General features: G+C 62.7%; 19 protein-coding genes and 2 pseudogenes. 11 read left to right on the top strand and 10 right to left on the bottom strand.

Annotation, left to right across the window (positions count from 1 at the left end):
• Window position 1 precedes the first annotated feature (1 nt).
• Window positions 2-1,903: a sensor histidine kinase gene (locus PZL22_RS31025; RefSeq protein WP_127701458.1), complete on the bottom strand. Its 1,902-nt coding sequence runs from the start codon at window positions 1,901-1,903 to the stop codon at window positions 2-4.
• A gap of 256 nt (window positions 1,904-2,159) precedes the next feature.
• Between PZL22_RS31025 and PZL22_RS31020 the strand changes: the two genes are divergently transcribed.
• From PZL22_RS31020 to PZL22_RS31000, 5 genes are all read left to right on the top strand, one after another.
• Window positions 2,160-3,503 (top strand): DUF3300 domain-containing protein, encoded by a 1,344-nt coding sequence (locus PZL22_RS31020; protein ID WP_127546097.1) that lies wholly within the window; start codon window positions 2,160-2,162, stop codon window positions 3,501-3,503.
• A gap of 19 nt (window positions 3,504-3,522) precedes the next feature.
• Complete coding sequence (locus PZL22_RS31015) at window positions 3,523-4,473, top strand: DUF2950 domain-containing protein (protein ID WP_013845394.1); 951 nt, start codon at window positions 3,523-3,525, stop codon at window positions 4,471-4,473.
• 68 nt (window positions 4,474-4,541) lie between these two features.
• The gene (locus tag PZL22_RS31010) at window positions 4,542-5,024 is read left to right on the top strand and encodes a hypothetical protein (RefSeq protein ID WP_284718754.1); all 483 of its coding nucleotides are present in this window, start codon (window positions 4,542-4,544) and stop codon (window positions 5,022-5,024) included.
• Between the two features lie 3 nt (window positions 5,025-5,027).
• Window positions 5,028-6,257, top strand: coding sequence for an HlyD family secretion protein (locus tag PZL22_RS31005; protein WP_122102939.1), 1,230 nt, complete (start codon window positions 5,028-5,030; stop codon window positions 6,255-6,257).
• Window positions 6,258-6,390: 133 nt separating this feature from the next.
• Window positions 6,391-8,490 carry a mechanosensitive ion channel family protein gene (locus PZL22_RS31000; protein WP_284718753.1) on the top strand — a complete coding sequence of 700 codons (2,100 nt, stop codon included), beginning with the start codon at window positions 6,391-6,393 and terminating at the stop codon, window positions 8,488-8,490.
• A gap of 456 nt (window positions 8,491-8,946) precedes the next feature.
• On the opposite strand, the gene traA is transcribed toward PZL22_RS31000, so the two are convergent.
• Window positions 8,947-13,566 carry a Ti-type conjugative transfer relaxase TraA gene (traA, locus tag PZL22_RS30995; RefSeq protein WP_284718752.1) on the bottom strand — a complete coding sequence of 1,540 codons (4,620 nt, stop codon included), beginning with the start codon at window positions 13,564-13,566 and terminating at the stop codon, window positions 8,947-8,949.
• 177 nt (window positions 13,567-13,743) lie between these two features.
• On the opposite strand from traA, the gene PZL22_RS30990 reads away from it, so the two are divergent.
• Genes PZL22_RS30990 through traG form a run of 3 tightly spaced genes read left to right on the top strand, consistent with a single transcriptional unit; the run spans window position 13,744 to window position 16,170 of the window.
• A complete protein-coding gene (locus PZL22_RS30990; protein ID WP_127702059.1) occupies window positions 13,744-14,031 on the top strand; it encodes a TraC family protein in 288 nt (95 codons plus the stop codon).
• Complete coding sequence (locus PZL22_RS30985; RefSeq protein WP_122102936.1) at window positions 14,021-14,260, top strand: conjugal transfer protein TraD; 240 nt, start codon at window positions 14,021-14,023, stop codon at window positions 14,258-14,260. Before PZL22_RS30990 ends, PZL22_RS30985 begins: the two co-directional genes overlap by 11 nt.
• Entirely contained in the window at window positions 14,251-16,170 is a 1,920-nt protein-coding gene (traG, locus tag PZL22_RS30980; protein WP_122102935.1) for a Ti-type conjugative transfer system protein TraG, read from the top strand. The genes PZL22_RS30985 and traG overlap by 10 nt, the downstream gene beginning before the upstream one ends.
• Before the next feature lie 504 nt (window positions 16,171-16,674).
• On the opposite strand, the gene PZL22_RS30975 is transcribed toward traG, so the two are convergent.
• Complete coding sequence (locus tag PZL22_RS30975) at window positions 16,675-16,842, bottom strand: hypothetical protein (RefSeq protein WP_014531615.1); 168 nt, start codon at window positions 16,840-16,842, stop codon at window positions 16,675-16,677.
• 342 nt (window positions 16,843-17,184) lie between these two features.
• On the bottom strand, window positions 17,185-17,508 hold the full coding sequence (locus PZL22_RS30970; protein WP_010967482.1) for a DUF736 domain-containing protein: 324 nt from the start codon (window positions 17,506-17,508) through the stop codon (window positions 17,185-17,187).
• Window positions 17,509-17,544: 36 nt separating this feature from the next.
• On the opposite strand from PZL22_RS30970, the gene PZL22_RS30965 reads away from it, so the two are divergent.
• The gene (locus PZL22_RS30965; protein WP_234833267.1) at window positions 17,545-17,994 is read left to right on the top strand and encodes a hypothetical protein; all 450 of its coding nucleotides are present in this window, start codon (window positions 17,545-17,547) and stop codon (window positions 17,992-17,994) included.
• Between the two features lie 130 nt (window positions 17,995-18,124).
• Here the strand turns inward: PZL22_RS30965 and PZL22_RS30960 are convergent, their stop codons facing one another.
• From PZL22_RS30960 to PZL22_RS30945, 4 genes and pseudogenes are all read right to left on the bottom strand, one after another.
• Window positions 18,125-18,370, bottom strand: coding sequence for a type II toxin-antitoxin system Phd/YefM family antitoxin (locus tag PZL22_RS30960; RefSeq protein ID WP_015242402.1), 246 nt, complete (start codon window positions 18,368-18,370; stop codon window positions 18,125-18,127).
• A gap of 328 nt (window positions 18,371-18,698) precedes the next feature.
• A pseudogene (locus PZL22_RS30955) lies at window positions 18,699-19,062 on the bottom strand (hypothetical protein).
• 6 nt (window positions 19,063-19,068) lie between these two features.
• Window positions 19,069-19,307 (bottom strand): annotated as a pseudogene (locus tag PZL22_RS30950) (hypothetical protein); the annotation flags it as partial.
• Entirely contained in the window at window positions 19,267-20,208 is a 942-nt protein-coding gene (locus PZL22_RS30945; protein ID WP_017277557.1) for a DUF2493 domain-containing protein, read from the bottom strand. The pseudogene PZL22_RS30950 and the gene PZL22_RS30945, both read right to left, overlap by 41 nt.
• Here PZL22_RS30945 and PZL22_RS30940 point away from each other — a divergent pair.
• Window positions 20,207-20,392: a hypothetical protein gene (locus PZL22_RS30940; protein WP_017277558.1), complete on the top strand. Its 186-nt coding sequence runs from the start codon at window positions 20,207-20,209 to the stop codon at window positions 20,390-20,392. The two genes, PZL22_RS30945 and PZL22_RS30940, sit on opposite strands and share 2 nt — an antisense overlap.
• A 143-nt stretch (window positions 20,393-20,535) precedes the next feature.
• Here the strand turns inward: PZL22_RS30940 and PZL22_RS30935 are convergent, their stop codons facing one another.
• Together PZL22_RS30935 and PZL22_RS30930 are read right to left on the bottom strand one after the other, a co-directional pair.
• Window positions 20,536-21,567 (bottom strand): DUF7146 domain-containing protein, encoded by a 1,032-nt coding sequence (locus PZL22_RS30935; RefSeq protein WP_015242406.1) that lies wholly within the window; start codon window positions 21,565-21,567, stop codon window positions 20,536-20,538.
• Between the two features lie 5 nt (window positions 21,568-21,572).
• Complete coding sequence (locus PZL22_RS30930) at window positions 21,573-22,511, bottom strand: strawberry notch C-terminal domain-containing protein (protein WP_284718751.1); 939 nt, start codon at window positions 22,509-22,511, stop codon at window positions 21,573-21,575.
• Between the two features lie 747 nt (window positions 22,512-23,258).
• Here PZL22_RS30930 and PZL22_RS30925 point away from each other — a divergent pair.
• On the top strand, window positions 23,259-24,449 hold the full coding sequence (locus PZL22_RS30925) for a DUF1173 domain-containing protein (protein WP_013845378.1): 1,191 nt from the start codon (window positions 23,259-23,261) through the stop codon (window positions 24,447-24,449).
• Window positions 24,450-24,475 lie beyond the last annotated feature (26 nt).

The following is a 24,475-nucleotide window of genomic DNA, read 5'->3' as shown; positions in this document are numbered from 1 at the left end:
ATCACCCCGGGCGCGCGAGGGGCAGGACAAAGCGAAAGACAGCACCGCCCTGCGGGCGGTTGTCGGCCCAGAGCTTGCCACCATAGATTTCTATTATGACGCGAGCAATCGAAAGACCAAGCCCGGTGCCAGTAGGCTTGGTCGTATAGAAAGCATCGAAGATGTTGCTGAGCTTGTCGCTTGGAATCCCGCTCCCGGTGTCGGAAATCGACACTTCAACCTTTTCATTTCTCTCTACCATCGTCGTTTGAAACATCAGATTTCGCTCGGCGGTCGGTGCTTGGAGCATGGCGTCCATCGCGTTGATCGCCAGGTTGAGAATGACTTGCTGGACATGCACCCGATCGGCGCGAACCGGCAGCCCTTGCGCGGACGCAATGGAACTGACGGTCACATCTCGTCGCTGAGCTTCCGGGTGAAGAATGTGAATCGCGCTCCGAACGACATCGTTCAAGTCGAATTCTTGCCAGTCGATCTCGCTGCGCTTCCTCAGCAATCCCCTCATCCGGTCAATGATGTCGCCAGCGCGCTGGTCGTCGTCGCGGATGTCGGCGAGAATCTGCTGGATCAGCTTCAAGTCGGGATTCGGTCTCTCGAGCATCAGGGCTGCGGTTTCGGCGTTGATGCGGATGGCACCGAGCGGTTGATTGAGCTCATGGGCGATCGAGGCCGACAGTGCACCGGCAGTGGCCGATTGGTTCAGATGGATAACCTCGAGAAGACGATGACGCGCTTGAAACTCCGCGGCTGCCCGGCGACGGCGTTCAAGGACCAACGAAACGATAACCAGACTTTGAGCTGCGACAAAGGCGGATATCGCTATGATCTCCTTCCAGTATTCTTGCCAAAGCGACCTTTCCTTGAACAATACGGCGGTGCCAAGCGGAAGATCGGCTTCGGAAAGCCCCCAACGCCGCAATTGCCGTGAATCGGCCATGTAGCTTTGCGGTACGGTGATATCGGTGATCGCCTTGCCGGCAAGGGCGTCGATGGCAAGACCGGCGACGGCGGTCCCGGTGGATTCGAAAGTCGCCGCATTGCCGCCGACGACGCCATGGTCCAGATATGTGGAATATGGACCATAGACCGGGGCGCTGGCCGCTTTCGCGATCTTTTCCAGTGAATTGCGCGGGACGAAGTTCCGGCCGGTGCGATCACTTAGCACGGTCAAGACGACGACAATTGTGTCTGGCGGAAGAGCTGCCACGCGCTCGACAAACTCCTCGATGGACAATCCGGTGAGATAGGTCGTCTCAATATAGCTCGGCAGGCCGATCAGGTCTTCCTGCGCCGCCGCGACCCATGCTTTGTCGAATTCGGCAGATCCCGCAATCACCACAACTTGCCGGGCGTCCGGCTGCAATCCGATCGCCATCTCGACGGTTTTCCTTATCTCGAATTCCGTCAATGCGCCCACGACGTCATTTGGCAAGCGCAACTCCTCGGCAGTGGCACTGCCGAATCCGCCGAAGACGATTTTCGCATCCGGCGCGATTGCATTTCGGTTCGCAACAATGAAACGGGTTGATTCCTCACCCAGGGCGATGACCAGGTCCGGTCGGCCATCGCTGTACTTCTCAGCGAGATAGCGTGCTATGCGATCGACGTGGCGTTTCTTCGGAAATCTTGAAAGATCGAGGAACTCCGAGAAGACCTCGACCTTGCCGGAGGTCGCCTCGACGAGCCGAGTTCTCGCGGCCTCACCGACGATATTCGTAGCGGGAATGCGCTCATCATAGGGGTAGAGGATCAGGACACGTGGAACCGGCCCTGCGCCTTGCACAGAATAAATTCCGGTCGCCGCGAAAATCACGACCAACAGAAGACAAATGAAGGTGGACGCGTTCGGGCATGAGGGGCTCACACGGATTCTGCCGAAACGTGCCTGGGACCGAGCAATCATGCGACACCAGGTGGCTGGAAATTATCGAGGAACGCTTCTGAAATGACCTTGAAAGATTACTTCGTCGGTTGCCCTAAAGGACAATATTCTAGACGCTAGCTTACCACTAAAATTCACTTATTGTGAGTGTCGGTTGCATTGATCCGACGTGCTTCGGTCCCCTCAGATTGTCAGCACATGCACGGCACCTGGGACGTAGCGATAGCGAAAGGACGTGCAGTGAGCATTCCGCACAGGTTCGGGGAGGAGTGAATCGATGATACCGACGAGGATCATTGCACTGAGCAGCGCGATGACGATCATGCTGTCATTGCAGGTGACCGCACCTCTTGCACAAGAAGCGCCTACCCCCTCCGGGCAGGAGCAAGCCGCCCCAGAACCGCTCTCCGAGGATGAACTCGAGGTGCTCGTCGCCCGTATCGCGCTCTATGCGGACGAGTTGGTCGCGCTGGTCTCGGCCGCGTCGCTTTTTCCCCTGCAGGTCGTTGAGGCGGAACGGTTTCTCGAGGCGCGCAAGAAGAACCCTGACCTGATGCCAAAGGAAGGCTGGGACGGCAGCGTGATCTCGCTGCTCAACTATCCCGATATCGTCAAGATGATGAGCGAGGAACTCGAATGGACGCAAAGCTTCGGCCAGGCGATCACCTATCAGCAGAAGGACGTGCTGATCGCCATCCAGCAATTGCGCGACGAGGCACTCGCCAAGCATATCATCAAGTCCGATGACAAGGTGAAGGTGGTCGAGGAGGGTGACAACATCATCATTCAGTCGGCGAGCCCTGAAACAATCTACGTGCCGCAATATCCGCCGGAGATGCTCTACGAGCCGGATTACGTGCCGGCTCCGGTGGCCTACTATCCGGATCCCTATCCCGCCTACTACTATCCGGCCGCGACGTTCTTCGCCGGAGCGGTGACAGGCGCGGCATTCGCCGCCGTCGTCGACTGGGATGATTGGGGCGTCTGGGGCGGTCGCTGGAACGGCGACATCGACGTGGATTGCAATAAGTGCTTCAACAACATCGATATTGACGGCAAGATCAAGTGGAACGATATCGACTGGAAAAACGTCGACCGCAGCAAGCTTCAGATCGATCGCGACCAGTTCCAGAAGTTCGACCGTACGAACATCAAGAACAACATCAAGGCCGACGGCGACAACAACATCCGCAACCGTGCCGCCGAAATCAATCGCGATCGGGTGGTCGCACGTCCGGGCGCGGGCGCCACTCAGATCAAGGATGTGCGCAGGAGCACACTCGAGGGCCTGAAAGCCCAACCGCGACCAGAGGTGCGGCCAGACGCACGCCCTGGCAGCGGACAGGCCGTGGCGAAGGCGCAAGGCGGTGGCTCGAAGCCCAGCGTCAACCGTCCCAAGGGCAAGAAGCCCTCGCAGGTCAACCGCCCGGCGGGCAAGCCGAAGATGGCGGCCAAGGCGCAGAACCGGCCGAAGAAGCCGTCCGGCCTCGGCAATGTTTCATCCGGGCGGCGGGAGGTGGCGTCGTCGCGTCGCGGCGGCGAAAGCATGGGCGGCGGCCATCGCGGCGGCGGATCGCACAAGGCGATCAAGCGTGGCGGCGGTGGCGGTCGCAGACGTTGAACGAAGGGGAAGCACGACCATGACACAGTTCTTGCATACTCTTCTCCTCGGATCGGCAATTACGCTCACGCTCGTCAATGCGCCGATCAATGTGGCTATCGCGCAGGCGCAGCCGCCGGTAAGCGTCGATGACTATGCCGCCGCAGAAGACCCGCCCGCCTTCGGCGATCCATCGAAGGCGGTCGACGCCTTCAAGTCGGCGCTGACCACCAATGACTTCGACGGTCTTGCAGAACTCCTTGGCCTTGACGCCGCAAAGCTGAGGACGGGTGAAGGAGCGATGGAGACCTTCAATCTCATCCGCGAGGGCGCGGCCCGCAAGGTCGTCGTGCGCGATCTCGACAATCGCAAGATCCTCGAGATCGGCGACCGGCTGTGGCCGCTGCCGTTCCCGATCACCGAGCGCGAGGAAGGCAAATGGGCCTTCGACACCTATGTCGGGCTCGAAGAGATCGTCAACCGCCGCGTCGGCGAGAACGAGCTTGAGGCGATAGAGACGGTACGGGCCTATGTCGAGGCGCAGAAGGACTATGCGGAACGGGATCGCGATGCCGACGGCGTCTTCGAATATGCCCAGAAGCTGATCAGCAGTCCGGGCCAGACCGACGGCCTCTACTGGCCGGCCGACCAGGGCGATGGTGCAAGCCCTGTCGGCGACGCCATCAGCGAAGCCGCATTGGAAAAGGCTGAGGCCGGCGAAGGCTATTTCGGTTATCGCTTCCGCATCCTGACCTCACAGGGGGACAACATAGCCGGCGGTCGGCACGACTACGTCATCAACGGCAACATGATCGCCGGCTACGGATTGATCGCCTGGCCGGTCACATATGCCGAAACCGGCGTGAAGACTTTTGTCGTCAACCAACAGGGCATCGTCTATGAAAGGGACCTCGGAGCGAGCACCGCGGAGATCGTGCCCTTCATCGACCGCTTCGATCCGGACGAAAATTGGAACGTGATCAACGACTGAACCGCTTACCTCTGAAGCAGCCAGGCCCGCAAGGGCTAGATAAAAACAGCATTCTAGGGGTCGCAGAAATGGCAGAGACATTGCATCCGGCCGCAGTCGATCATCTCCCTGTGTTCATCACCGCTCCGGGGGACACGGATATTCTCTTCAACGTCATGGTGGTGTTCGTGCTGCTGCTGATCTTCCTGATCGGCATTCTCTATCTACGGCTGCACGCGCTGCCGGAGCACATGGCGCATGGCGCGAGCAAGGGACAGCTACAGTTGGTCGCCGTGCTGTCGCTGATCGCGCTGTTCACCCACAATCATCTGTTCTGGATCGCCGCGCTGTTGCTTGCACTGATCGAGTTTCCGGATTTCTCGTCTCCCATCACCTCGATGGCCGACTCGCTTCGGAAAATCGCCGATCGGGACGATCGGTCGCTGGAAACCGCGCCGATGGAACCCCAAGATAAACCGACAAAGCCGCACCCAGCGCAGCCTGAGTCCCAACGGACACCGTTTGAACCGGAGCCTTCGGCGAACGACACTCTATCAGAGCGGAGGGGATGAACCATGCTTGAGTTCCTGATCTGCTCGATGCTTACGATTCTTCCGGACTTCCTCTTCCGCCGCTACGTTCAAGGAAAGAAGATCGGCCAGGACATCAATCTCTATTCGATGTGGTTCGAGCTGCGCTGGGGTATCACCGCCTGTGTCATTCTCACGCTTTCGCTGATCACCCTGATTTTCTACTACCATCCCGCAACCAAGAACGTCACCGCGGTCTTCCGCACGGTCACCATATTGCCGGAGTCGACCGGACGCGTGGCCGAGGTCTTCGTCGGCACGAACGAGAAAGTCGCGGCGGGCGCTCCCCTCTTTCGCCTGGACAACACGGAACAGCAGGCGGCGCTTGAAACGGCCCGCCGGCGTGTCGCCGAAATTGACGCCGAGAAGGCAGTCGCGCAGACCGAGCTGGCCGCGGCGGACGGCATGATCGCGCAAGCGCAGGGCGCGTACCAACAAGCGCTGGACGAACTCAACACACAGGTTGAACTCAATCGTCGCAACCCGGACGTAGTGGCAAGGCGGGAAATCGAAAGGCGTCAGGTGGCCGTGGACGGCCGCAAAGGTGCGCTTGCCGCCGCCGTTTCCAACAAGCAGACCCTTCAGACGAAAATCGCCTCCCTTCTGCCAGCGCAGAAGGCCAGCGCCGAGGCAGCGCTAGCCCAGGCCCAGGTCGAACTCGACAAAACCATTGTGCGTGCAGGCACCGCCGGTATGCTTCAGCAGTTTGCTCTGCGGCCCGGCGACATCGTCAATCCGATGATCCGCTCCGCCGGCATCCTGGTGCCTGATGATCGCCGGATTGGGCTGATCGCCGGCTTTGGCCAGATCGAGGCCCAGGTGATGAAACCGGGGATGATCGCCGAGGCGACCTGCGTCGGCAAACCCTTCACCATTATTCCGATGGTGGTAACAGAGGTCCAGAACGTTATCGCCACCGGGCAGATTCGCCCGACCGATCAGCTCGCCGACGTGGAACAGATGTCGCGTCCTGGGACGCTGACCACTTTCCTGGAACCGCTTTTCGACGGCCAGTTCACTGGCATCCCGCCCGGAAGCAGTTGCATCGCCAACGCCTACACCAGCAATCACGACGAATTGCACTCGCCGGACATTAGCACACCGCGCTGGCTGTTCCTGCACATGGTGGACGCCGTGGGGCTGGTACACGCCATGATCCTCCGGCTGCAAGCGCTGCTCCTGCCGGTGCAGACGCTTGTACTGACAGGGCATTGAATGGGAGGGGCGCCGGATTCCTTGACTGGCGGCGCCTTCTTGCTCGTCCCGGAAGCCTACGGGCCGGCGCAACGACGTATCCGCCCGCCTGGGTATGCAGCCGTCGATAACCGGTGCAAAGGACTGGAAGCAGATGAGTGCAGTCTTCAAGCATGGTGATAGAGGCCTTGCCGCGATCGTTCTGTGTCTCCAGCTCGTTTTCGGGCTTGCCGCTACGGTGGCAGCACAGGAGCCGGCGACCGCTACCGCGCCGCCCGCGAAGGTCCAGCAACTGATCGAATTGCTGGACGACCCGGAAGTCCGGCAATGGCTGACCGCCAAGCAGGCCGCGGCGCCGGCCGCCGCCACGACACCGGCGGGTCTCGCATCCCAATGGATCGCAGAAATCAGGAGGCACCTTGGCGGCATCAGGAACGCCGTGCCGCGGGTGGTTCCCGAGTGGATGGCGGCGAGAGAGCGCATCGCGGCCGAGATGCACCAAGGAACGATGCCGATCCTGCGCGGCTTCGCCTTTCTGCTCCTTGCCGGCTACGGCGCCGAGTTCCTGCTGCGTTATCTCCTGCGGCGCAGTGCAAGCCGAAGCTTGGCTCAGTTCGGGCCTGGTCTTGACGCTCTTCTTCGCATCGCACCGCTGGTCGTCTTTGCGATCGCAGCGATCGCGGCCTTCGTGTTAGCCGGCTGGCCACGCCAGCTCGAGGTGGCGGTCGCACCGCTGCTCATCGCCTGGATCGCCGCCCGCTTGCTGGTTGCAATCGCTGCGGCCGTGTTCAAGCCCGCAGAGGACGGCAGGGCGCTGGAGGGGGGCGTATCTCTCACGCCGGGAGCAGCGCATTTCTGGCACAGACGATTCGTGCTGTTTGCCTGTTCCGTTGCTTTCCTGTGGGCCGTCATCGACGTGATGCAGGCACTCGCGTTTCCGGCCGACGTCCGCGATCTTACGGCTGCCGCCCTCGGCCTCGTCGTACTGGGCCTGGCGATCGATACCGTGTTGCGCCGACCCGTCGCGGAAATGTCAGCCGGACGGCGGATAATGCGCAATGCGCTGCTCATCGGCTTCCTTGTGCTGCTGTGGCTCGTCTGGGTGGCGGGCATGAAGGTGCTGTTCTGGCTCGGCATCTATGTACTCGGCCTGCCGCCGCTGTTGCGTTTCACCAGCGCCACTACAAGGACAATGCTGGACGCCGAAGCGGCGGATAACGTCCGGGTCATGCGCAACGTCCTGATTGACCGCGGTGCCCGGTTCGCGATCATAGGGCTCGCGGCCGCCTGGCTCGCCGTCGTTTTCCGTATCAACGGCAGTGCGATGATGCAGGACGATGTTTTCAACCGGATCTTCCGCGGTCTTCTTGCAGGCGTAGTTATTCTGCTTGCGGCAGATCTGATCTGGCAACTGGCGAAGGGTTTCATCGATCTGCACCTGAGGCGGGCGAGCGTCAACGGTGCTGCCGACTCAGCGCAACTCGCCCGCAGCATGCGGTTGCGCACGCTGCTGCCGATCCTGCGCAATTTTCTCGCGGCCTTCATCGCGGTCGTCGCCGGCATGATGGTGCTTTCGGGCCTCGGCGTCGAGGTCGGCCCGCTGATCGCCGGTGCCGGCGTCTTTGGTGTCGCCATCGGCTTCGGCTCACAGACCCTGGTCAAGGATATCCTCAGTGGCGTCTTCTACATGATGGACGATGCCTTTCGGGTCGGCGAATACATCCAAAGCGGCAGCTACAAAGGCACAGTGGAATCCTTCAGCATCCGTTCGGTGAAGCTTCGGCATCACCGCGGACCGGTGTTCACCGTCCCTTTCGGCTCGCTCGGCGCTGTCCAGAACATGAGCCGCGACTGGGTTATCGACAAGTTCATGATCAACGTCGCGTACGATGCCGACGTTGCCAAGGTGAAGAAGGTCGTCAAGGGCATAGGCGCCGCGCTCCTCGACGATCCCGAACTCGGGCCGCTGATCATAGAAACGGTGAAGATGAAGGGCGTCGAGCAGTTCGGGGACTATGGCATCACCTTGAGTTTCGCCATGACGACGAAGCCCGGACATCAGACCCAGATCAGGCGCCGGGCCCAGGCCATGATCAAGGATGCCTTCGCGGCCAACAGCATCCATTTTGCCTCGCCGACCGTTCAGGTCGCCGGTGATGAAGCGCAAGCGACAGCGGCCGCCGCCGCGACACGCGACGCAATCGCGAAGAGGAATGTGGCCGCGGCGCAGAAGGGGGAGACAGCCGCCGAGTAGTTCATGGTCTGCGGGAGTGAAAGTGCATGGGCGCCATCGTTCTTGTGCCGCTTCACGGATATGGATCCGGCTCAAGACGGCAGCTGCACAATTTGTCAAACACAGCCGCTGCTTTGGATCCGAGACACGACTTTGCAGTGCCACCGGTATATGTCGCGAAGTGGATGCGAAGCTGCCGTTCGGCAGCTTCGCATCCACTTCGGCTGTTCACCACTGCAGCCCTTAGAAATCGACACCGAATGGCGGAAATCTGTGCAACTACGTCAATCGCTGGTCGCCAATCGCGTTTGAGCAATTCTGGCGCCACCGAGGATCCTTGTCCTCAAGCTCGTAGACGCGGCCGGGGACGATCGCGCGCCTGGTTGACGATCTCGATGGCGATCCCGGGGCGAATGACCGCGTCGTAAGAGCTTCCCGTTCAGGCATTCGTCTCTCCTTCTGCTTTCTTCAATATACTCATCGGGTGACGCCGCGAGCGCGATCGATGACGCGCCGCTGCCGCTCGGAGACGATCTTCTCGCTGCTTTGAATGCGAACCGCCTGCTGCAAGACCTGGAGCCGATCCCGCATCGCCTCGAAGGCGCGGCGCTGGGCCGGCGAGACGCGATTGATGACGTCCGTCTCGCCGCGCAGGATGGCGTTGCGGCCGAAGCGTTCATCGAGCGCGCGGCTGACTTTGGCGAACTCTCGGGCGATGTGCGGATCGAGCGAGCCCGCGGCGACGTCGAGCTTGCCGTCCTTGTTCTTGATCTGCGCCGCCAGCCGCTTGAGCGCGTCCTCGGCCGCTGGCGACAAACCGGGAATGGCAACCGCCATCCGGCGGCGCTCTTCGGTGATACTTCTAGTTTCGGCATCGAGGGCACTGGCATAGGACGCGCCGAGGGAACGGATACGGCTTGCCGCTTCCGGCACAGCTTGAAGTGCACCCTTCCTTTCCCGGCCGACCGCAAGCAACTTGTCCATGATGCGGTCGGAACCGCGCAGCGCCCCATAGGCGGCGGGATCGTTGGTCACCGCCGCGGCGATGCGCTCGGCCGCAAAGCCCTTGACGATCAGATCCTCGATCTTGCCGATCGCGTCTGCTGGGTCTCGCCAGACGCGTGTTGCCGTTTCAACGAGGGCCGCGCGGTGATGTGCATAGTGAGGAGCGGCGAGCGCTCGCTCCCTCGCTTCCTCGTCCACCGTCGTCTTGAACTCGGTGACAGGCGCAAGCATCGGCAGCACGGCAAAAGTCTCCTTCCCCAACTCGACACTGGCGCCGGCGACGATCTTCGACCGATCCTGTCTCTCGGCAAGGTGCTGTTCTTCGGCAAAGCGCCTGATGACGGCGAACAGGCGCGTCAGTTTTTCGCGACGCTCGGGGGCAATATCCTCCGGCATGCGCTCGGCGATGTTGCGCTCGGCAATCACATCCGCCTTCGCGGTGAAGGCACTCCAGCCGAAGCGTGCGGTCAAGGCCTCGTTGACGGCCTTGACCTCCTGGACCAGCAAGCGGTCCTCGACGGCAAAGGCAAAGGCGGTCCTGTAGGCGTCGTCTCCCCCTTGCTTGCGGACCGCCTCGATCTCGACCAGGCGCGCCATCGCCGTTTTCGAGAGCGCCGGAACCGACAATGCCATATGCGCGCGCCGCTGCTGCTCGCGGATACCGAAGCGCTCGGCGTTTCTGCGGAACTCGGTCGCATGAGCGCGTGCCAGAGGCAGCAATTCCGACAGCGCGGCTGTCGCCGCGGTGCGCTCGTCGCGCGCGGCGCGGCCGTCGACCACGAGCTCGGACCCGCGCAGGCGGCCAAGCCGCTCGGGTGCAAGGCCAAGGTCCTCGGCAAGCTTGCGCGGCTCGATGGCGGCGTCCGATGCCAGCGCATTCAGCGCCGACAGCGCGCCATCAGGATCGCGATAGATTTTCGCGAGCACCGGATGCACGATCGCCTCCCGCTCCTTCCACCGTTGCGAGGAGAGCTGCGCAAGACGTGCATCCTCCGCGACGCTGCGGGAGAATGTCGTGGTCGGCGGGACCAGATATTTTCCATCCGACGGAATTCCGGTCGAGAGGGTTTCGGTCCGTTCCTCGTTGTAGGCGACACGCCGTTCCCGCTCGATCGCAAAGCCGAGCGCAACGCTCGCCCGCTCCCAGAGCTTGGCCACCTGCTCCCGCTTCTCGGCAATCCCGGCCCAACGCCGCAACACCTCCGCTTCCATTCCGGCCGCGACCAGCGAGAGATGATAAAGCCCGCGCCGTCTGGCGAAGTCGCGGGCCTGCGCCTGATAACCGGCCTCATCCTCAAAATCGAGCGTCGTTGTCTTGGCGCCGGAGCGCGACAGGCGCTCGACGAGCTGCTTGAACAGTTGCGGCCGATGGCTCTCGCGCTCGATCCGCTCCCGGCGGGCCGCGGCGGTTTCCAGCTGGCTTGCGCTCCAGACATTGCGATCGACCTGCCGTTCCTCGAAGCGCTTCTCACCGGTTTGCGCATCGACAATCGGAACCTGGACCTTGACCCGCTCCACGCCGTCTTTGCGCAACGTGATCGTGTCGCCTTCCGCGGCGCCAGCATCCTTAAGCGCCTTCGGCAGGCTGACGCCCCAAAGCCGCTGGACGGTGCCGTCGTCGGTCCTGATGTCGGCATAGGGGCTCTCGTCCGCATCCTCATCATTGGGCCGGAACTTTGCCATCCCTTCTTTCACCAGTTCGCCGGTGACGCCGGCGGCATGGTCGACACGCGGCTTACGACCCCATTTGGGCTTCGCCTCGAAGTCCTCTTTCGCCGCGTAAAGATCGGCGCGGTCGCGATGGCGGGTCATCGCCACATAGGTCAGATGCTGGTCCATCATGCCGGTGGCAAGCACGAAGGTGCGGTCGACGGTCGACCCTTGCGACTTATGGATGGTCGCGGCATAGCCGTGATCGACATTGCGATAGCTGTCCTCGCTGATGACGACCTCGCGGCCACTGTCGAGACGCACCGACAGCAGCGTATCGCCGCGTCTGTCGCCGGTGGAAACGACCGTGCCGAGCATGCCGTTCTTCACGTATTGCGGTCCAAGCCGCCGTGCCCGCGGCTCAATGAAGCGGGCGTTTTCGAGGAAGATGATCCGGTCGCCAGCGGCGAACTCGCGAAGCCCACGCGCCGTCTGGAATTCCCGCGCCCCTGCAAGCGCGCCCTCGCCGATCATGACGTTGCGCAGGGCCTCGTTCAGCTTCCGGACGTCGTCGTTGGTGTGGGCGAGAACCAGCAGCTCGTCGCCGCGAAGGCGGCCCGGATGTTCGCCGTCGGCGGATTTCTGAAGCAGGTCACGGCGGGCATTGGCCCAATCGGCAACGATGCGGTCGACGATCTCGGCGCGGGTTTCGGTCTCGACAATCCGGCCCTGCTGCGCATAGGCATCGAGACCCTCTTCGACCTTGCCGCGGGCAAAGAGACGCGAGGCATCGCGCGCCCACGCATCACGCTGGCGGCGCACGCCGGCAAGTTCGGCAAAGCCGATCCGTTCGGTGATCGCCCGGAACGCCGCACCCGCCTCGATCGGCTGCAGCTGCATCGCGTCGCCGACCAGCACGGCTTTCGCGCCGGCATCTTCCACCGCCTTCAGGATCCGCGCCATCTGCTGCGACGACACCATGCCGGCCTCGTCGATCACCAGCACATCGCCACGCTGGAGCAGATCGCGCCCGCTTTCCCAGGCCAGTTCCCAGGAAGCCAGCGTGCGCGACCGGATGCCGGAACTGTCCTCCAGCCCCTCGGCCGCCTTGCCGGCCAAGGCTGCGCCGATCACCCGCCGGCCTTCACCTTCCCAGGCGACGCGGGCCGCCGCCAGCAGCGTCGACTTGCCGGCCCCGGCAAGACCGACGACGGCTGCGATGGCGTTGTCACGCGTAACATGACGGACCGCATCGACCTGCTCGAGATCGAGCCGGAAGGGCTTTTCGGTATCAGCCGTTTCGATGCTTCGGACGGCTGCGGCGGCTCGCGCGTCGGAGACGCCGAAGCCCTTGCGCCTTGACAGCACCTCAGCCGACCGCGCCATGGCATATTCGAGGCGCAGCATCTCCCGGGTGGTGAACACCGCCGGCTGCTTCGCCTTGCCGGTCTCGGCATCGATCTGCTGCGGCTTCAGCAGCACCAGCTCGTCGGACGCCATCAGCCGCGCCCGGATATTGGCGAAGTCGACGGGATCGTCGACATAGCGGTGCAGCGCCCTGGCGATATCGCGCTCGTCGAAGGTGGAGCGTTCGTTGCCAAGCTGTTTCAACAGAAGCCCAGGCTCGGCCAGCAGCCGGTCGGCCATTTCGTGCCGGCGGGCGAGATCGGCCGGCGCAAAATACATCGCGATGCCCTTGCGGGCGAGCGCCGCCTTTTCCGGCCCAAGATGTTTCTGTGCGATGCCGTCGAGGCCCTGCTCGGCATAGGAGCGGCCGTCGAGGCGGATCTCGTGGCCGGCAAGCGCCAGATGCCGGTTGGCGGTTTCCGCCCAGGCGATCTTCCAGGCCTTGATCGTTTCCTTGTCGCCGGCCCAGAGCTTGTAGACGATCTTGCCGTTCGGCCTGTCCGGCGTGACGACACGCAGCGGCTCGCCGTCTTCGCCCAGGACCGGAACCTTCTTCGGCCCGAACCCCTCCTCCGTCAGCGGACGCAGCGCGGTCATCAGATGGATGTGCGGATTGCCGTCCTTGTCGTGATAGACCCAGTCGGCGACCATGCCTTTCGACGTCAAATTGTCCCGGACGAACTCACGCACCAGGGCAATGTTCTCCGCCCGCGTCAGCTCTTCCGGCAAAGCGATGATCAGCTCGCGCGCCAGCTGCGCGTCCGCCCGCGTCTCGTGAGCCTCAACCGCATTCCAGAGCGCCTCGCTCGCCTTGGCGACCGATCGCCCGTCAATCGCCGCCTTCAGCCAGGCGGGGATATCGTCCGGCAGCGCCAGCTCCTCATGCACCAGCTCCGAGGCGCCGCCGCGATAGCTGAACGAGGTGCCGGCCTGCTCGTCGATCATCCGGGTGCGATGGCGATAGGCGGCGGCCGAGACGATGCTGCGTCCCGCTCCCCTGCCGATCACCTGCGCTCTGACGAACATGATCGCCACTGATGTCTCCAGACCTCTCCGAGCACGTCGCGCCAGCGACGTATATTGCGCCCTCAGACCGATCGGACCGAAGGACCGATGCCGCTTCTCGGTTGCAGGCTAGCCTATTTAACTATATTGTTCTAGATAGTATAACCGTGTCGTAGAGATTGCTCGAACCGGAAAGGACACATCCGAATGGCCGCAAAATCCTCGATCTCCGACATCGACGCCCAGATCGAAAAGCTGCGTGCGCGCCGACGATCGCTGATAGTAAAATCCGCCGAACGGTTTGCGCGCGCCGCGACAAAATCAGGTTTGGCGGAGATGGAGATCACGGAGGAGGAGCTTGACCGGATCTTCGAAGAAATGGCCGCGCGATTTCGCAAAGACGAGAAGAAGGGGGTGGATCACGCAACTGCTTCGCCGCGTCGGCCAGCAGCTGGCGCAACTGGAACGGCGGCGGAGGTTTCTCATGACGGCTGATCGCAAGAACGAGGCCCGCGAGAAATTCCGGCTCGGCGGCATCGTCGTCAGGGCCGGACTGTCGAAGGCGGACCGGGCGTTTCTGCTCGGCGGCTTCATCGAACTGGCGAGGGTCACGCCCGGCTCTGCCGAGCATCGGCGGCTGCGCGATATCGGCGAGGAAGCCTTCAAGGCTCCCGCGCTTGATGGCGGTTCGCCTAGCACCGGGGAGACGGCGGAATGGCACTGAAGGCAAAACCGCATCCGAGCCTGTTGGTCATTCTCTTCCCCGTCGCCGTCACCACCGCTGCCGTCTATGTCGTCGGCTGGCGCTGGCCGGGGCTCGCCGCCGGCATGTCGGGGAAGACGGCATATTGGTTCCTGCGGGCGGCGCCCGTGCCAGCGCTACTGTTCGGGCCGCTCGCCGGCCTGTTGGCCGTTTGGGCCTTGCCATTGCACCGGCGAAGGCCAGTCGCAATGGCGAGCCTCGCCTGTTTTCTGACGGTCGTGGGCTTCTACGCGCTCCGTGAATTCGGCCGGCTGTCCCCCTCCGTGGAAAGCGGTGCGCTATCATGGGACCGGGCGCTGTCCTACCTCGACATGGTCGCTGTCGTCGGCGCGGTCGTTGGCTTTATGGCCGTCGCTGTCTCCGCGCGCATCTCCACCGTCGTGCCCGAACCGGTAAAGCGCGCTAAGCGCGGAACCTTCGGTGACGCGGACTGGCTGCCGATGGCGGCGGCGGGAAAGCTGTTTCCGCCGGACGGCGAGATCGTCATCGGGGAGCGCTGCCGCGTCGACAAGGACATTGTCCACGAACTGCCCTTCGATCCAAACGATCCGGCGACTTGGGGCCAAGGCGGCAAGGCCCCTTTGCTGACCTACCGCCAGGACTTCGATTCCACCCATATGCTGTTCTTTGCGGGCTCGGGTGGATACAAGACGACCAGCAACGTCGTGCCGACGGCCCTGCGTTATACCGGGCCGCTCATCTGCCTCGATCCGTCGACCGAGGTCGCGCCCATGGTGGTCGAGCACCGAACCCGCGTGCTCGGCCGCGAGGTGATGGTGCTTGATCCGACGAACCCGATCATGGGCTTCAACGTGCTCGACGGGATCGAGCACTCACGGCAAAAGGAAGAGGAGATCGTCGGCATTGCCCACATGCTGCTGTCAGAAAGTGTGCGCTTCGAAAGCTCGACCGGCTCCTACTTCCAGAACCAGGCGCACAATCTCCTGACCGGCCTGCTCGCCCATGTGATGCTGTCGCCCGACTATGCCGGACGGCGAACCTTACGCAGTCTCCGGCAGATCGTATCCGAGCCAGAGCCGTCGGTGCTGGCGATGCTGCGTGACATTCAGGAGCATTCCGCGTCCGCTTTCATCCGCGAAACGCTCGGCGTCTTCACGAATATGACCGAGCAGACTTTTTCGGGCGTCTACTCTACGGCGTCGAAGGATACGCAGTGGCTGTCGCTCGACAGCTACGCCGCACTCGTTTGCGGCAACGCGTTCAAGTCGAGCGATATCGTCTCGGGCAAGAAGGACGTTTTCCTGAACATCCCCGCGTCGATCCTGCGCTCCTATCCGGGCATCGGCCGCGTCATCATCGGCTCGCTGATCAATGCCATGATCCAGGCCGATGGCTCATTCAAGCGCCGGGCGTTGTTCATGTTGGATGAGGTCGATCTCCTCGGCTACATGCGCCTCCTCGAGGAGGCACGCGACCGCGGCCGCAAGTACGGCATCAGCATGATGCTGCTGTACCAATCCCTAGGGCAGCTGGAGCGGCATTTCGGGAGGGACGGTGCGGTGTCGTGGATCGACGGATGCGCCTTCGCCTCCTATGCCGCGGTTAAGGCGCTGGACACGGCGCGCAACATTTCCGCGCAATGCGGAGAAATGACGGTTGAGGTAAAAGGAAGCTCCCGCAATATCGGGTGGGACACGAAGAACAGCGCATCGCGCAAATCGGAAAACGTCAATTACCAGCGCCGGCCGCTGATCATGCCGCACGAAATCACCCAGTCGATGCGAAAGGACGAACAGATCATCATCGTCCAGGGCCACAGCCCGATCCGCTGCGGGCGCGCGATCTACTTCCGACGGAAGGACATGAACGAGGCGGCGAAGGCCAATCGCTTCGTCAAGGCGATCCCTTGAGGAGCCGCCAGTGTCACGTTGGGAGAAGCCCCATCGATCAGAACGGCGCCGCCGCGCAAACGGGTCCTCCGCGCCGGGCGGAGTGAACCAGTCGAGGAAAATCGTGTAGCCGATCGCAAGGGCAACAAGCCCGAGCGCCGTCAGATCGAACGCCCAGAAGGACATGCCATTGGCCCGCGTGGGACGGGCGTATACCACGATCGAGATCGGCACCTTGACCATAGCATCATGAAACTGTGATTGGGCGAAGCATGCAAAGGATATGGAAGGCGAGATACCACGCGCTGTAAACCGCCGCTCTGACGATGCCGAAGGCGCTCACGAACGGAGGCCCGACGATGAACCGAAGCGCAGGAAAGTACCGCTTCGGCTCGTCGCGTCGGTTTCGCGTTAAGCGCTTTGAGGCTCTGTCGACTGACCGGTTCCCTCGGCAGGAGACTATCCGTTTCCTGAGAGTTTATCCGCAAGCCCAGATCGACCCAAGCGAGAGGGCAAACGCCGCCCTCAGAAGGGCGGCGCGGCGTCAATGGTGCCCTCCAGTTCGGCGATCGCTGCGGCCAGTTCGGCCTCAGCCAATTCCAGCTCCGCTTTGATCTGGCAGCGTTCGGCGGCGTCCGCGTTCCTGAGCTCGGCGCGCAGTTCTTCTACCTGGATTTCAAGTGCAATCGTCATCGTCGTCATCTCCTTGGATAGTGTGAAAGATGACGCCCGGAGTCGTGAGGATCGGGCCGGGTCAAGGATCGCGTCAGCGACCGCCGGAGGCGGCGAGCGGAGGAACCGATTTTCTGACGGTGCCCTTCAGGGCAGCGGTTGAAAATTGGAGGGGCCGCGAAGTCCTTGAGGCGGCGCGATGCTCACGGCAGACTTGGCTATCTGAGCAGACAGGCTTTCCTCTCGTGTGGCACGGCAGGAGGAGCACAATCGGGCTCGATGCCCGTTTTTGCTCCCGATGCTGCGCGAAACGATGAAACGGCGAAAGCGGCCCCGATTGCTCGGGGCCGCTCGCTTGGCTCGTCAGTCCGGATTGTTCCACAGGATCACCTTCTTGCTGGGATCGCCGCCGGGTGCCGGTGCGAGGTTGCCGAAGATCACGCCGATCTCGGGGGCCTCCAGCTTCACCGAGAGGTATTCCTCGCCCGTCTGGCGGGCGATGCGGTTCCAACCCGCTCCGATCTCGAAGCCGGTCTTGCGGTGGATGACGCGGTAATCGGGGGCTTCTTCGCTCGACTTGCTTGCGTTCGGGATGATGGCGATCGGGGCGTTGACCCGGATGGTGGCGAAGACGCCTTCGAGGATGCCGTCGGTCTTCTGCGTCAGGGTTGCGATCGTGGTGGCCATGGTTCTGTCTCCTTCGGTTGCTCGGGACCATTCCCGATGGCGCACGAAGAGACGGCCGACCTGCTGCGGTCAGCTCGGCCGAAATTTTTGCAAAATTCTATTTTCCGCCGAGAGAAAAAGAACCGAAATCGAATTTTTCAAAAATTTCGGCTCGAGACTTACCCCTTTAGGGGTTGGCCGCAAAAGCAGGCGGTCGTCTATACGAGCGACATAAAACGGGAATGGTTCGGGCGACTGAAGGACGCGACAAACCACCATAGCCGCCCGACCCAGCGCTGCGGGATATCGGCCGCATCCCTTGAACGTTTTGCCTGCAAGCCAGTCAATTGCGTACCCTCGCCCGCTCCCAACTACAGCAAACGGGTGGGCACCCCTTTCGATATCATCCCTTTGTTGATCCGAGAGGTCGACGCGGCCACGGTATGGCGCCTGCAGACCGTGCGGCAGTACCGGATGAAGCTAATCGCGTGGACATCAGACGAGTGATCTTTCCCCACTCGTCCCTCCGCGCCCGGCCATCTGAGCCGTCGGTCTTCGCCAGGCACATCGCCGCTGGCAAGCGTGCCATCCGAGCGATCGGAGCCGGCTTGGGCAGTGCAACCAAGCCCGTCGGAGATCACGAGACAACAGGATCCGAGCAAGTGACGTCATCGGCAACTTTGATCTTTCCGCGCAATGCTCCTGGTTTCCGTATGACGACGTCTGACGACGGCGGTCCGATTTCCGCAACGACCTTATGATGGGACGTGAGGACGAACCTCTGCCCGTCTTCGACCTGCTTGAGGAAGGACGTCAGGTTGCCGCGAAATTCCCGCACGCCGACGCGGCGGGGAGTTGATGTCTGCTGCCGGGATTGAGGCATGGCGAGGCTCCGTTTCAGTGGGAAATGTGTACACATTTTTCAAGAAATGAAAGCTTGTCGAGCCGCGTGGAGAGACGGAGACCCGGCCGGCATGACGAGGACATGTTGTCGTGAGGCGGAAGGGCGCGGCCTTTCTCGCCTGCATGTTGAGACGACCGCGGTGACCATGCCAGCCATCAGCACCGCGATATCTCGATGCGCTGGCCGGTGCGGAGATCGACCAAGGCGATCTTGCCACGGTCACGTCCCGACACAATCGCTGTCGCCTCGACAGACGCTCGCATGCTCCGATCCGTGGGCCCTAGGAAAGTGTGGCTCCGGCTTTCACTTACTCCGTCCGATTGACGCGTCGGCCCGATTTGCGCGGCGCCTCGCCAAAGGCTGCGGCAATCCTCATCATGAAGGCCTTGCTGAACCGGCCAAGCGCCTGCTCGTCCGGCCCGATGTACCAGGATCGTTCGGCGACATCGTAATTGTATTCGTCGACAACGACCCACAGCGCTTGCGATCGCTAAGGCCTGCCCGCCGGCACTCGATATCAGAAACTTCCAAGGCGATCCTATCGGCCTGCGGCGGCTGGGTTGTGAACGCGAGAAGCGCCAGATGCGTGAGAGCCATTCGCCGCGCTCGTGTTGCCACGCCCAGAGATAGGGATAAGCAATCACCTGACCGGGCAGGAACTCACGACTCATCGTCATACCTTTCGGCCGCGCCAGCCGGTCGATCTCCGCGGCGAAGAGCTCCCTATGCTCCTCCGGCATCTCGGAAGCGCGATGGACGCTGCGCGGATCGCGCCGGTGCGCATCTGCTCGTAGTATTCGTAGCTCATCAGCACGAAGCGGGGTTTCTGGTGCTTGGTGAGAACCATCTTTTCCAGATTTGCAAGAAAACGGCGCTTACGCGCCGCTTCCCGAAGCCTGCCAGACCGGGATGCCAAGGCGGCGAGCCTTGTCGGCGAGGTTCTCGGTGATGCCGGAGCCGGGAAAGATGACGACGCCTGATGGCATGACCGAGAGCATGTCGTCGTTGCGGCGGAAGGGTGCCGCCTTGGCGTGCTTCGTCCAATTCGGTTTGAAGGCGATCTGCGTCACCTTGCGCGCCTCGGCCCAGCAGGCGGCGATGCGCTCTGCTCCCTTCGGCGAGCCGCCATGCAGCAGAACCATATCAGGATGTTTCGCCAAGGCCTGATCGAGTTTCGCCCAGATCCGTTCGTGATCGTTGTAGTCGATGCCGCCGCCGAAGGCGATCTTGGTGCCGGCCGGGATCAGCACCTCGGTCTCGGCGCGGCGGCGGGCGGAAAGAAAGTCGCGGCTGTCGATCATCGCCGCGGTCATATTGGCATGGCTGACCTTGGAGCCGGTCCGCGGCCGCCAGGCGGATCCGGTCTGAGCTTCGAAGAGATCGGCTGCATAGTCGCGCATGAACTCGAAGGCGTTGCGGCGCTCGAGGAGCGTGATGCCCTCGGCGATCAGGCGTTCAAGCTCGACGCTTTTCACCTCCGAGCCGTCCTGCTCGCTCTGTCCCGCGCGCTGCGCGTCCTCATTGCGCTGGAGCTCGCGCTGGATGCGCTCGCCGGCGCGGTGGAAGAGATTGACCGTCGACCAGAGCAGATCTTCGAGATCGGGTTCCAGCCGCGTGTCGCCAAGCATCTCGAACATGGCGCCGAACATCGCAGTCAGCGCCGACTGGACGACCGGCTCCTCGGGAAGTGGGCGCGGGTCTGGTTCGTCCTGGAAAGGGCGATGGCCGTAGATTTGCATCTCGTAGATGAAGCGGTCGGTTGGGGAAGACGCGTGGTGGGGCTCGAAGGCGTCGTCGAGGGACAAGGTAAGACTCATGATGATCTCCGTCGGTTTGGGCCGCGGCTTTCGCGGCCTGACGGCGATCCCTGTCCATGCGGCGGCGGGCCGGAACCGCGAGCGCAGCGAAGCGGCCCAGCGCAGCGCCGGGCGGCTGAGGGAGGGTTTCTTGTCCCGCGAGGAATGCCGGGTTGCGAAGCGGCCGGCAGGGGAAGAAACCTGACTGACCCGCTGAAGACCCGCCTGCCGTATGGTAAGGGTCGTCTCTCGGCAGGTCCGCGGGCGCCCGCCCACCCGTACGCGATCAGCAGGGTCCGGCCTTCTCTGCCACGCCGCGCCCTCCCCCCGCCTTCCCGTCCAGCAGCATCAGGTGGGCAAGAACGCCTCGGCGTCTTCCGGCGCGAGCTGGGCTCTCAGGTGCACAGTGAGCCGATCGGATCCGAGCCGGAGCAGGTCCTCGTTGAAGTCGCCGAGCTCCGGGGCAAGCACGAGCGGTAGGATCCCGAGCGCCTGCGCGCGGCGGCTCAACCGCTCGGCGCCATGCCGGCCGGCCGCGTCGGCGTCGGCTGCGATGTAAAGGCGCCGGCAACCATCGGGCAGCCGAAAGGCGGCAAGGTGATTGGCGGTCAGCGCCGCGGCCATCGGCATACCGGGCATCACGTGCGCGACTGACAAGATGCTTTCGAGCCCTTCGCCCGCGGCCGTGACCGGCACTGGGCCATGGGCGGGAAACCGGAAGCGCACGGCATTTCCGAGCAGCCCACCGAGCGCGCGGCGGGGATCGTCCACCTTCGCCTTTCCGTCGCCCCCCGGATCGAGCCAGGTGCGATGCACACCGGTGATCGCCCCGGAGGGATCGGTCACGGCTGCGATCAGCGCCGGATAGCTAAACGTCCTGCCGGTCACGAGGTCCCGGTAAAAGCACGAGGGATGGAAGCGGAGCGCCTGGTGCAGAGCTGCCCGGAGGATGCCCCGCTGGCGCAAATAGCTGTCGGCTAGTGTGCCGGCGAGCGGCTTCGTCATCCGGAACAAGCGTCTTGCGCGTTCGCCTGCCGGTCTATCGACCGGCGGATCGGTGTGGGCGTCGCCCCTGTGGGACGGCGCAGGATGGGGAAGGCTTAGGAAACGCCGCACCTCGTCTGCGACATCACGGAAGTCCACCAACCCGCAGGTCTCTCGAACGAGGTCGAGAAGATCGCCATGTTGAGAGGTTGCTGCATCCGTCCACCGTCCGGCACGCGGGCCGGAGAGATGGACATAGAGCGACTTGCCCTTGCTGTTCGCGACGTCGCCGACGATCCAATAGTTGCCGGCCCGATGACCGGCGGAGAGGTAATGACGGCAGACCGCCTCGGCGTCGCGCGCGAGGCGATCGGCCAATTGAGAAGCGGACAGCATGGCGATCACACCGGTCCAGTGACATCGACGATCGGATGTCGTTCGACGAGGCGAGCGAGGATCGCCGATCCTTCCTCGGATGTCGGAATGAAGAACCTGAGCTTCCAGGCGATCGTCTCGGAGAACAGACCCATGGATTTGAGCCTGTCCCGCGTCCCGTCGGTGAAGCCACTGAGTGCGACACGACGGTCGTTCATCAACCGAACCCGGCGCAACGTCATACCGCCGGCGAGGGCAACGACCGAGGAGCCGCCGAGAAGCGATCGCCAGACCTGTTCGGCGTTGATGACCTCCGTCTGATCGAGCCCGAAATTCCGGCTAAGCCGTGAAAGCCCGCCGGTCTGGCGCTGACCCCGGGTAATCGCGTCGAGTGCGTCGAGGCGCCGAGCAATTGTTGACAGGAAGCGCCGTTCCGCCTTGACGTTGGTGGCGATCATGCGGAAGCGCGGCGGCTGTACGATCGCCATGAAGCCGGTACCGGCGGACGGTTCATCCACGGTATCGTTCGCGATGACGCCGGCGGCGTGAGCCGCGACAAGGCCAAGCGGCAGCGGCGTGGAAAACTGCTGGAGCTGTTGGCTTTCCTCGGAGCGCTGTGTGTGGGTCAGGATCGGGCCCACGACCTTCTTCAGCATGACCAGCGCCGCCTGAGGCGCGTTCGCGCGAGCGGAAATCGCTGCACCCAGTTTGCGCAGAAACAGGATCTGCGCGACCTCGGTCGCCGCATAGGCGTCCTTCCGCGCCGAAAAGCCTTCGGCGTCCGATCCTCCGACGACATTGGTTAGGGTAGCGCGAAGATCGGTGGTGCCAATTGCCTGGCCGCGTTCGAGAAACGGCAAAAGCTGATGGCCTGCAACAAGATTTTTTCCTGCACGGTCGGCACGGACGGAGGGAGCCAGCGGGACGGCGGCCGCGTTCGCGGCGCGAAAGGAGGTCACGTTCATGGGAAAACCCTGTCGAGAGCGGGATGGAACTGCCCGCCCGGACGCTCTCCAAGCCCCAGCAGGCCGTCCCTCTCTGGCCCCTCTCTCCCTCCGGGGCGATTAGGCAGCCAGCACGCGACTTTCAGCCGGGTGCGAGCTCCAGTTCGACGAACGCCGCAACGCCGGCGACAGACAAGTCATGCAGAACGGCCTTGCACCCAGCGGTGATCCAGGTTGCGGTCTCTCTGCGCTAAGCTGATGGACATGGAGGAAATCGCGCTCGGCAGTCGCGCGCTATCGTTTGAAGGCTTCCCGATCCTTGAATGAGAAGAGTGTGTCGCCCGGGCCGCCCCAATAGGCTGGCGAAGCACACGGGCTGAATGACTCCGAGCGGAAGTTCAGAAAAACGGGCGCGGCGGCGCAGTGCCTATTGAATGCGGACATCGTCATGATGCTCTCCTGAAAATGCCGAAGGCCCTGTGCTCCTATCGGAGCGCCGGACTTGGTTGGGGAAGATGAAGGTGGAATTGCCAGGGTGAGGACTGAGGCGTCGGGTCGGACCACCGAGAGCCTCTCCTCCGGGCTAAACTGCCATCCCCCGCCGCCCCCTTTCTCCTCTGGCTGCTACCTCGGAGACATGCGCAGACAGTCTGATGCTGACGCCTCGGCACTTGAAAGGACAGATGCCAAGAGCCTTTACTATCAAATTTTTGATAGTAACTGAAACGGTGTCCGTGTACCTTCGGCCGAAGCAAGGGGAGAATAGAGGTGCGTAACTTTGCGATCGGCGATCAGACAGTGGACGAATCCTCGCCCGAGTTTCGGGCGCTGCTTCCGCACGCCTATGAGCAAAAGCTTCGCCCGATGTGCATGTGCAAGGAACCTCCGGTTCCAATGTATATCGCGCGCCTGGACGATCAGTATCTCATCAAGCGCATGCCGCTTTCGGGGCGCGACCACGATCCTGCATGCCCCTCCTATGAGCCGCCCTACGAGCTTTCCGGTCTCGGTCCCCTGATCGGCAATGCGATCCAGATCGGTGCCAGCGGCAAGGCGGACCTGAAGCTGGATTTTTCGCTGACAAAACGCGGGCCACGATCGGCGCCGGGGGCGTCGGCTGAGGCGGCGGAGCCGGGCATCCGCAGCGAGCCGAAGAAACTGTCGCTCAGGGCGATGCTGCATTATCTCTGGGAGGCCGGCGAACTGACGGAATGGCGCTCGACGTGGACGGGCCGGCGCGGCTGGGGCCGGGTGCGTACGAGCCTCATCAATGCCGCCTCGCAGATGACCGCAAGGGGCGGTCCGTTGAGCGACATGATCTTCGTTCCTGAGGTGTTTCATCCTGACGACAAGGACGGGATCGCTGCTCGACGCGCCGCCGCGCTCAAGCGTATCCAGACTTCAGGTTCGGGAACGCGCAAGCTCATGATGATCGTGGCCGAGGTAAAGGAGTTTGCCGCGGCCCGCGAAGGGCACAGAATCGTCGTACGGCACCTGCCCTTCCCGCTGATGATCGAGGATGGCGCGTGGCGGCGGCTCGCAGGGCGCTATGAGACCGAACTGGAACTGTGGCGCTCGAGCGAGGCGTTGCACCTGATCGTCATCGCGACCTTCGGCGTCTCGACCGCCGGCATCTCGTCGGTCGACGAGGTCGCCCTGATGGTGGTCAACGAGCATTGGCTGCCATTCGAGGACACTCACGAATTGCGGCTCTTGGAAAAGCTCAGTCATCTCAAGCGAAAGAGCGTCAAGGGGCTGCGTTTCAACCTACCCCGCGATGCGCCGATCGTGTCAGTAACATTGCCCGAACAGAAACCCGTCCCCGTCGCGATGTTCATTGTGCCGGCAAGCGCCGGAGATGAATACGAGCAGGCACTCACCAATATGATAGACGCGAGACCGGAGATCGCACCTTGGATCTGGAGAGTGGCCGAAGGCGAGATGCCGCGACTGCCTTGATACGGGAACACGGAGCTGCGGGGGCG

This window comes from Ensifer meliloti, from assembly GCF_030064585.1.
GTDB lineage: Bacteria > Pseudomonadota > Alphaproteobacteria > Rhizobiales > Rhizobiaceae > Sinorhizobium > Sinorhizobium meliloti.
Note: the sequence above shows the minus strand (reverse complement) of the source record. Positions and strands in the feature narration are given on the sequence as shown.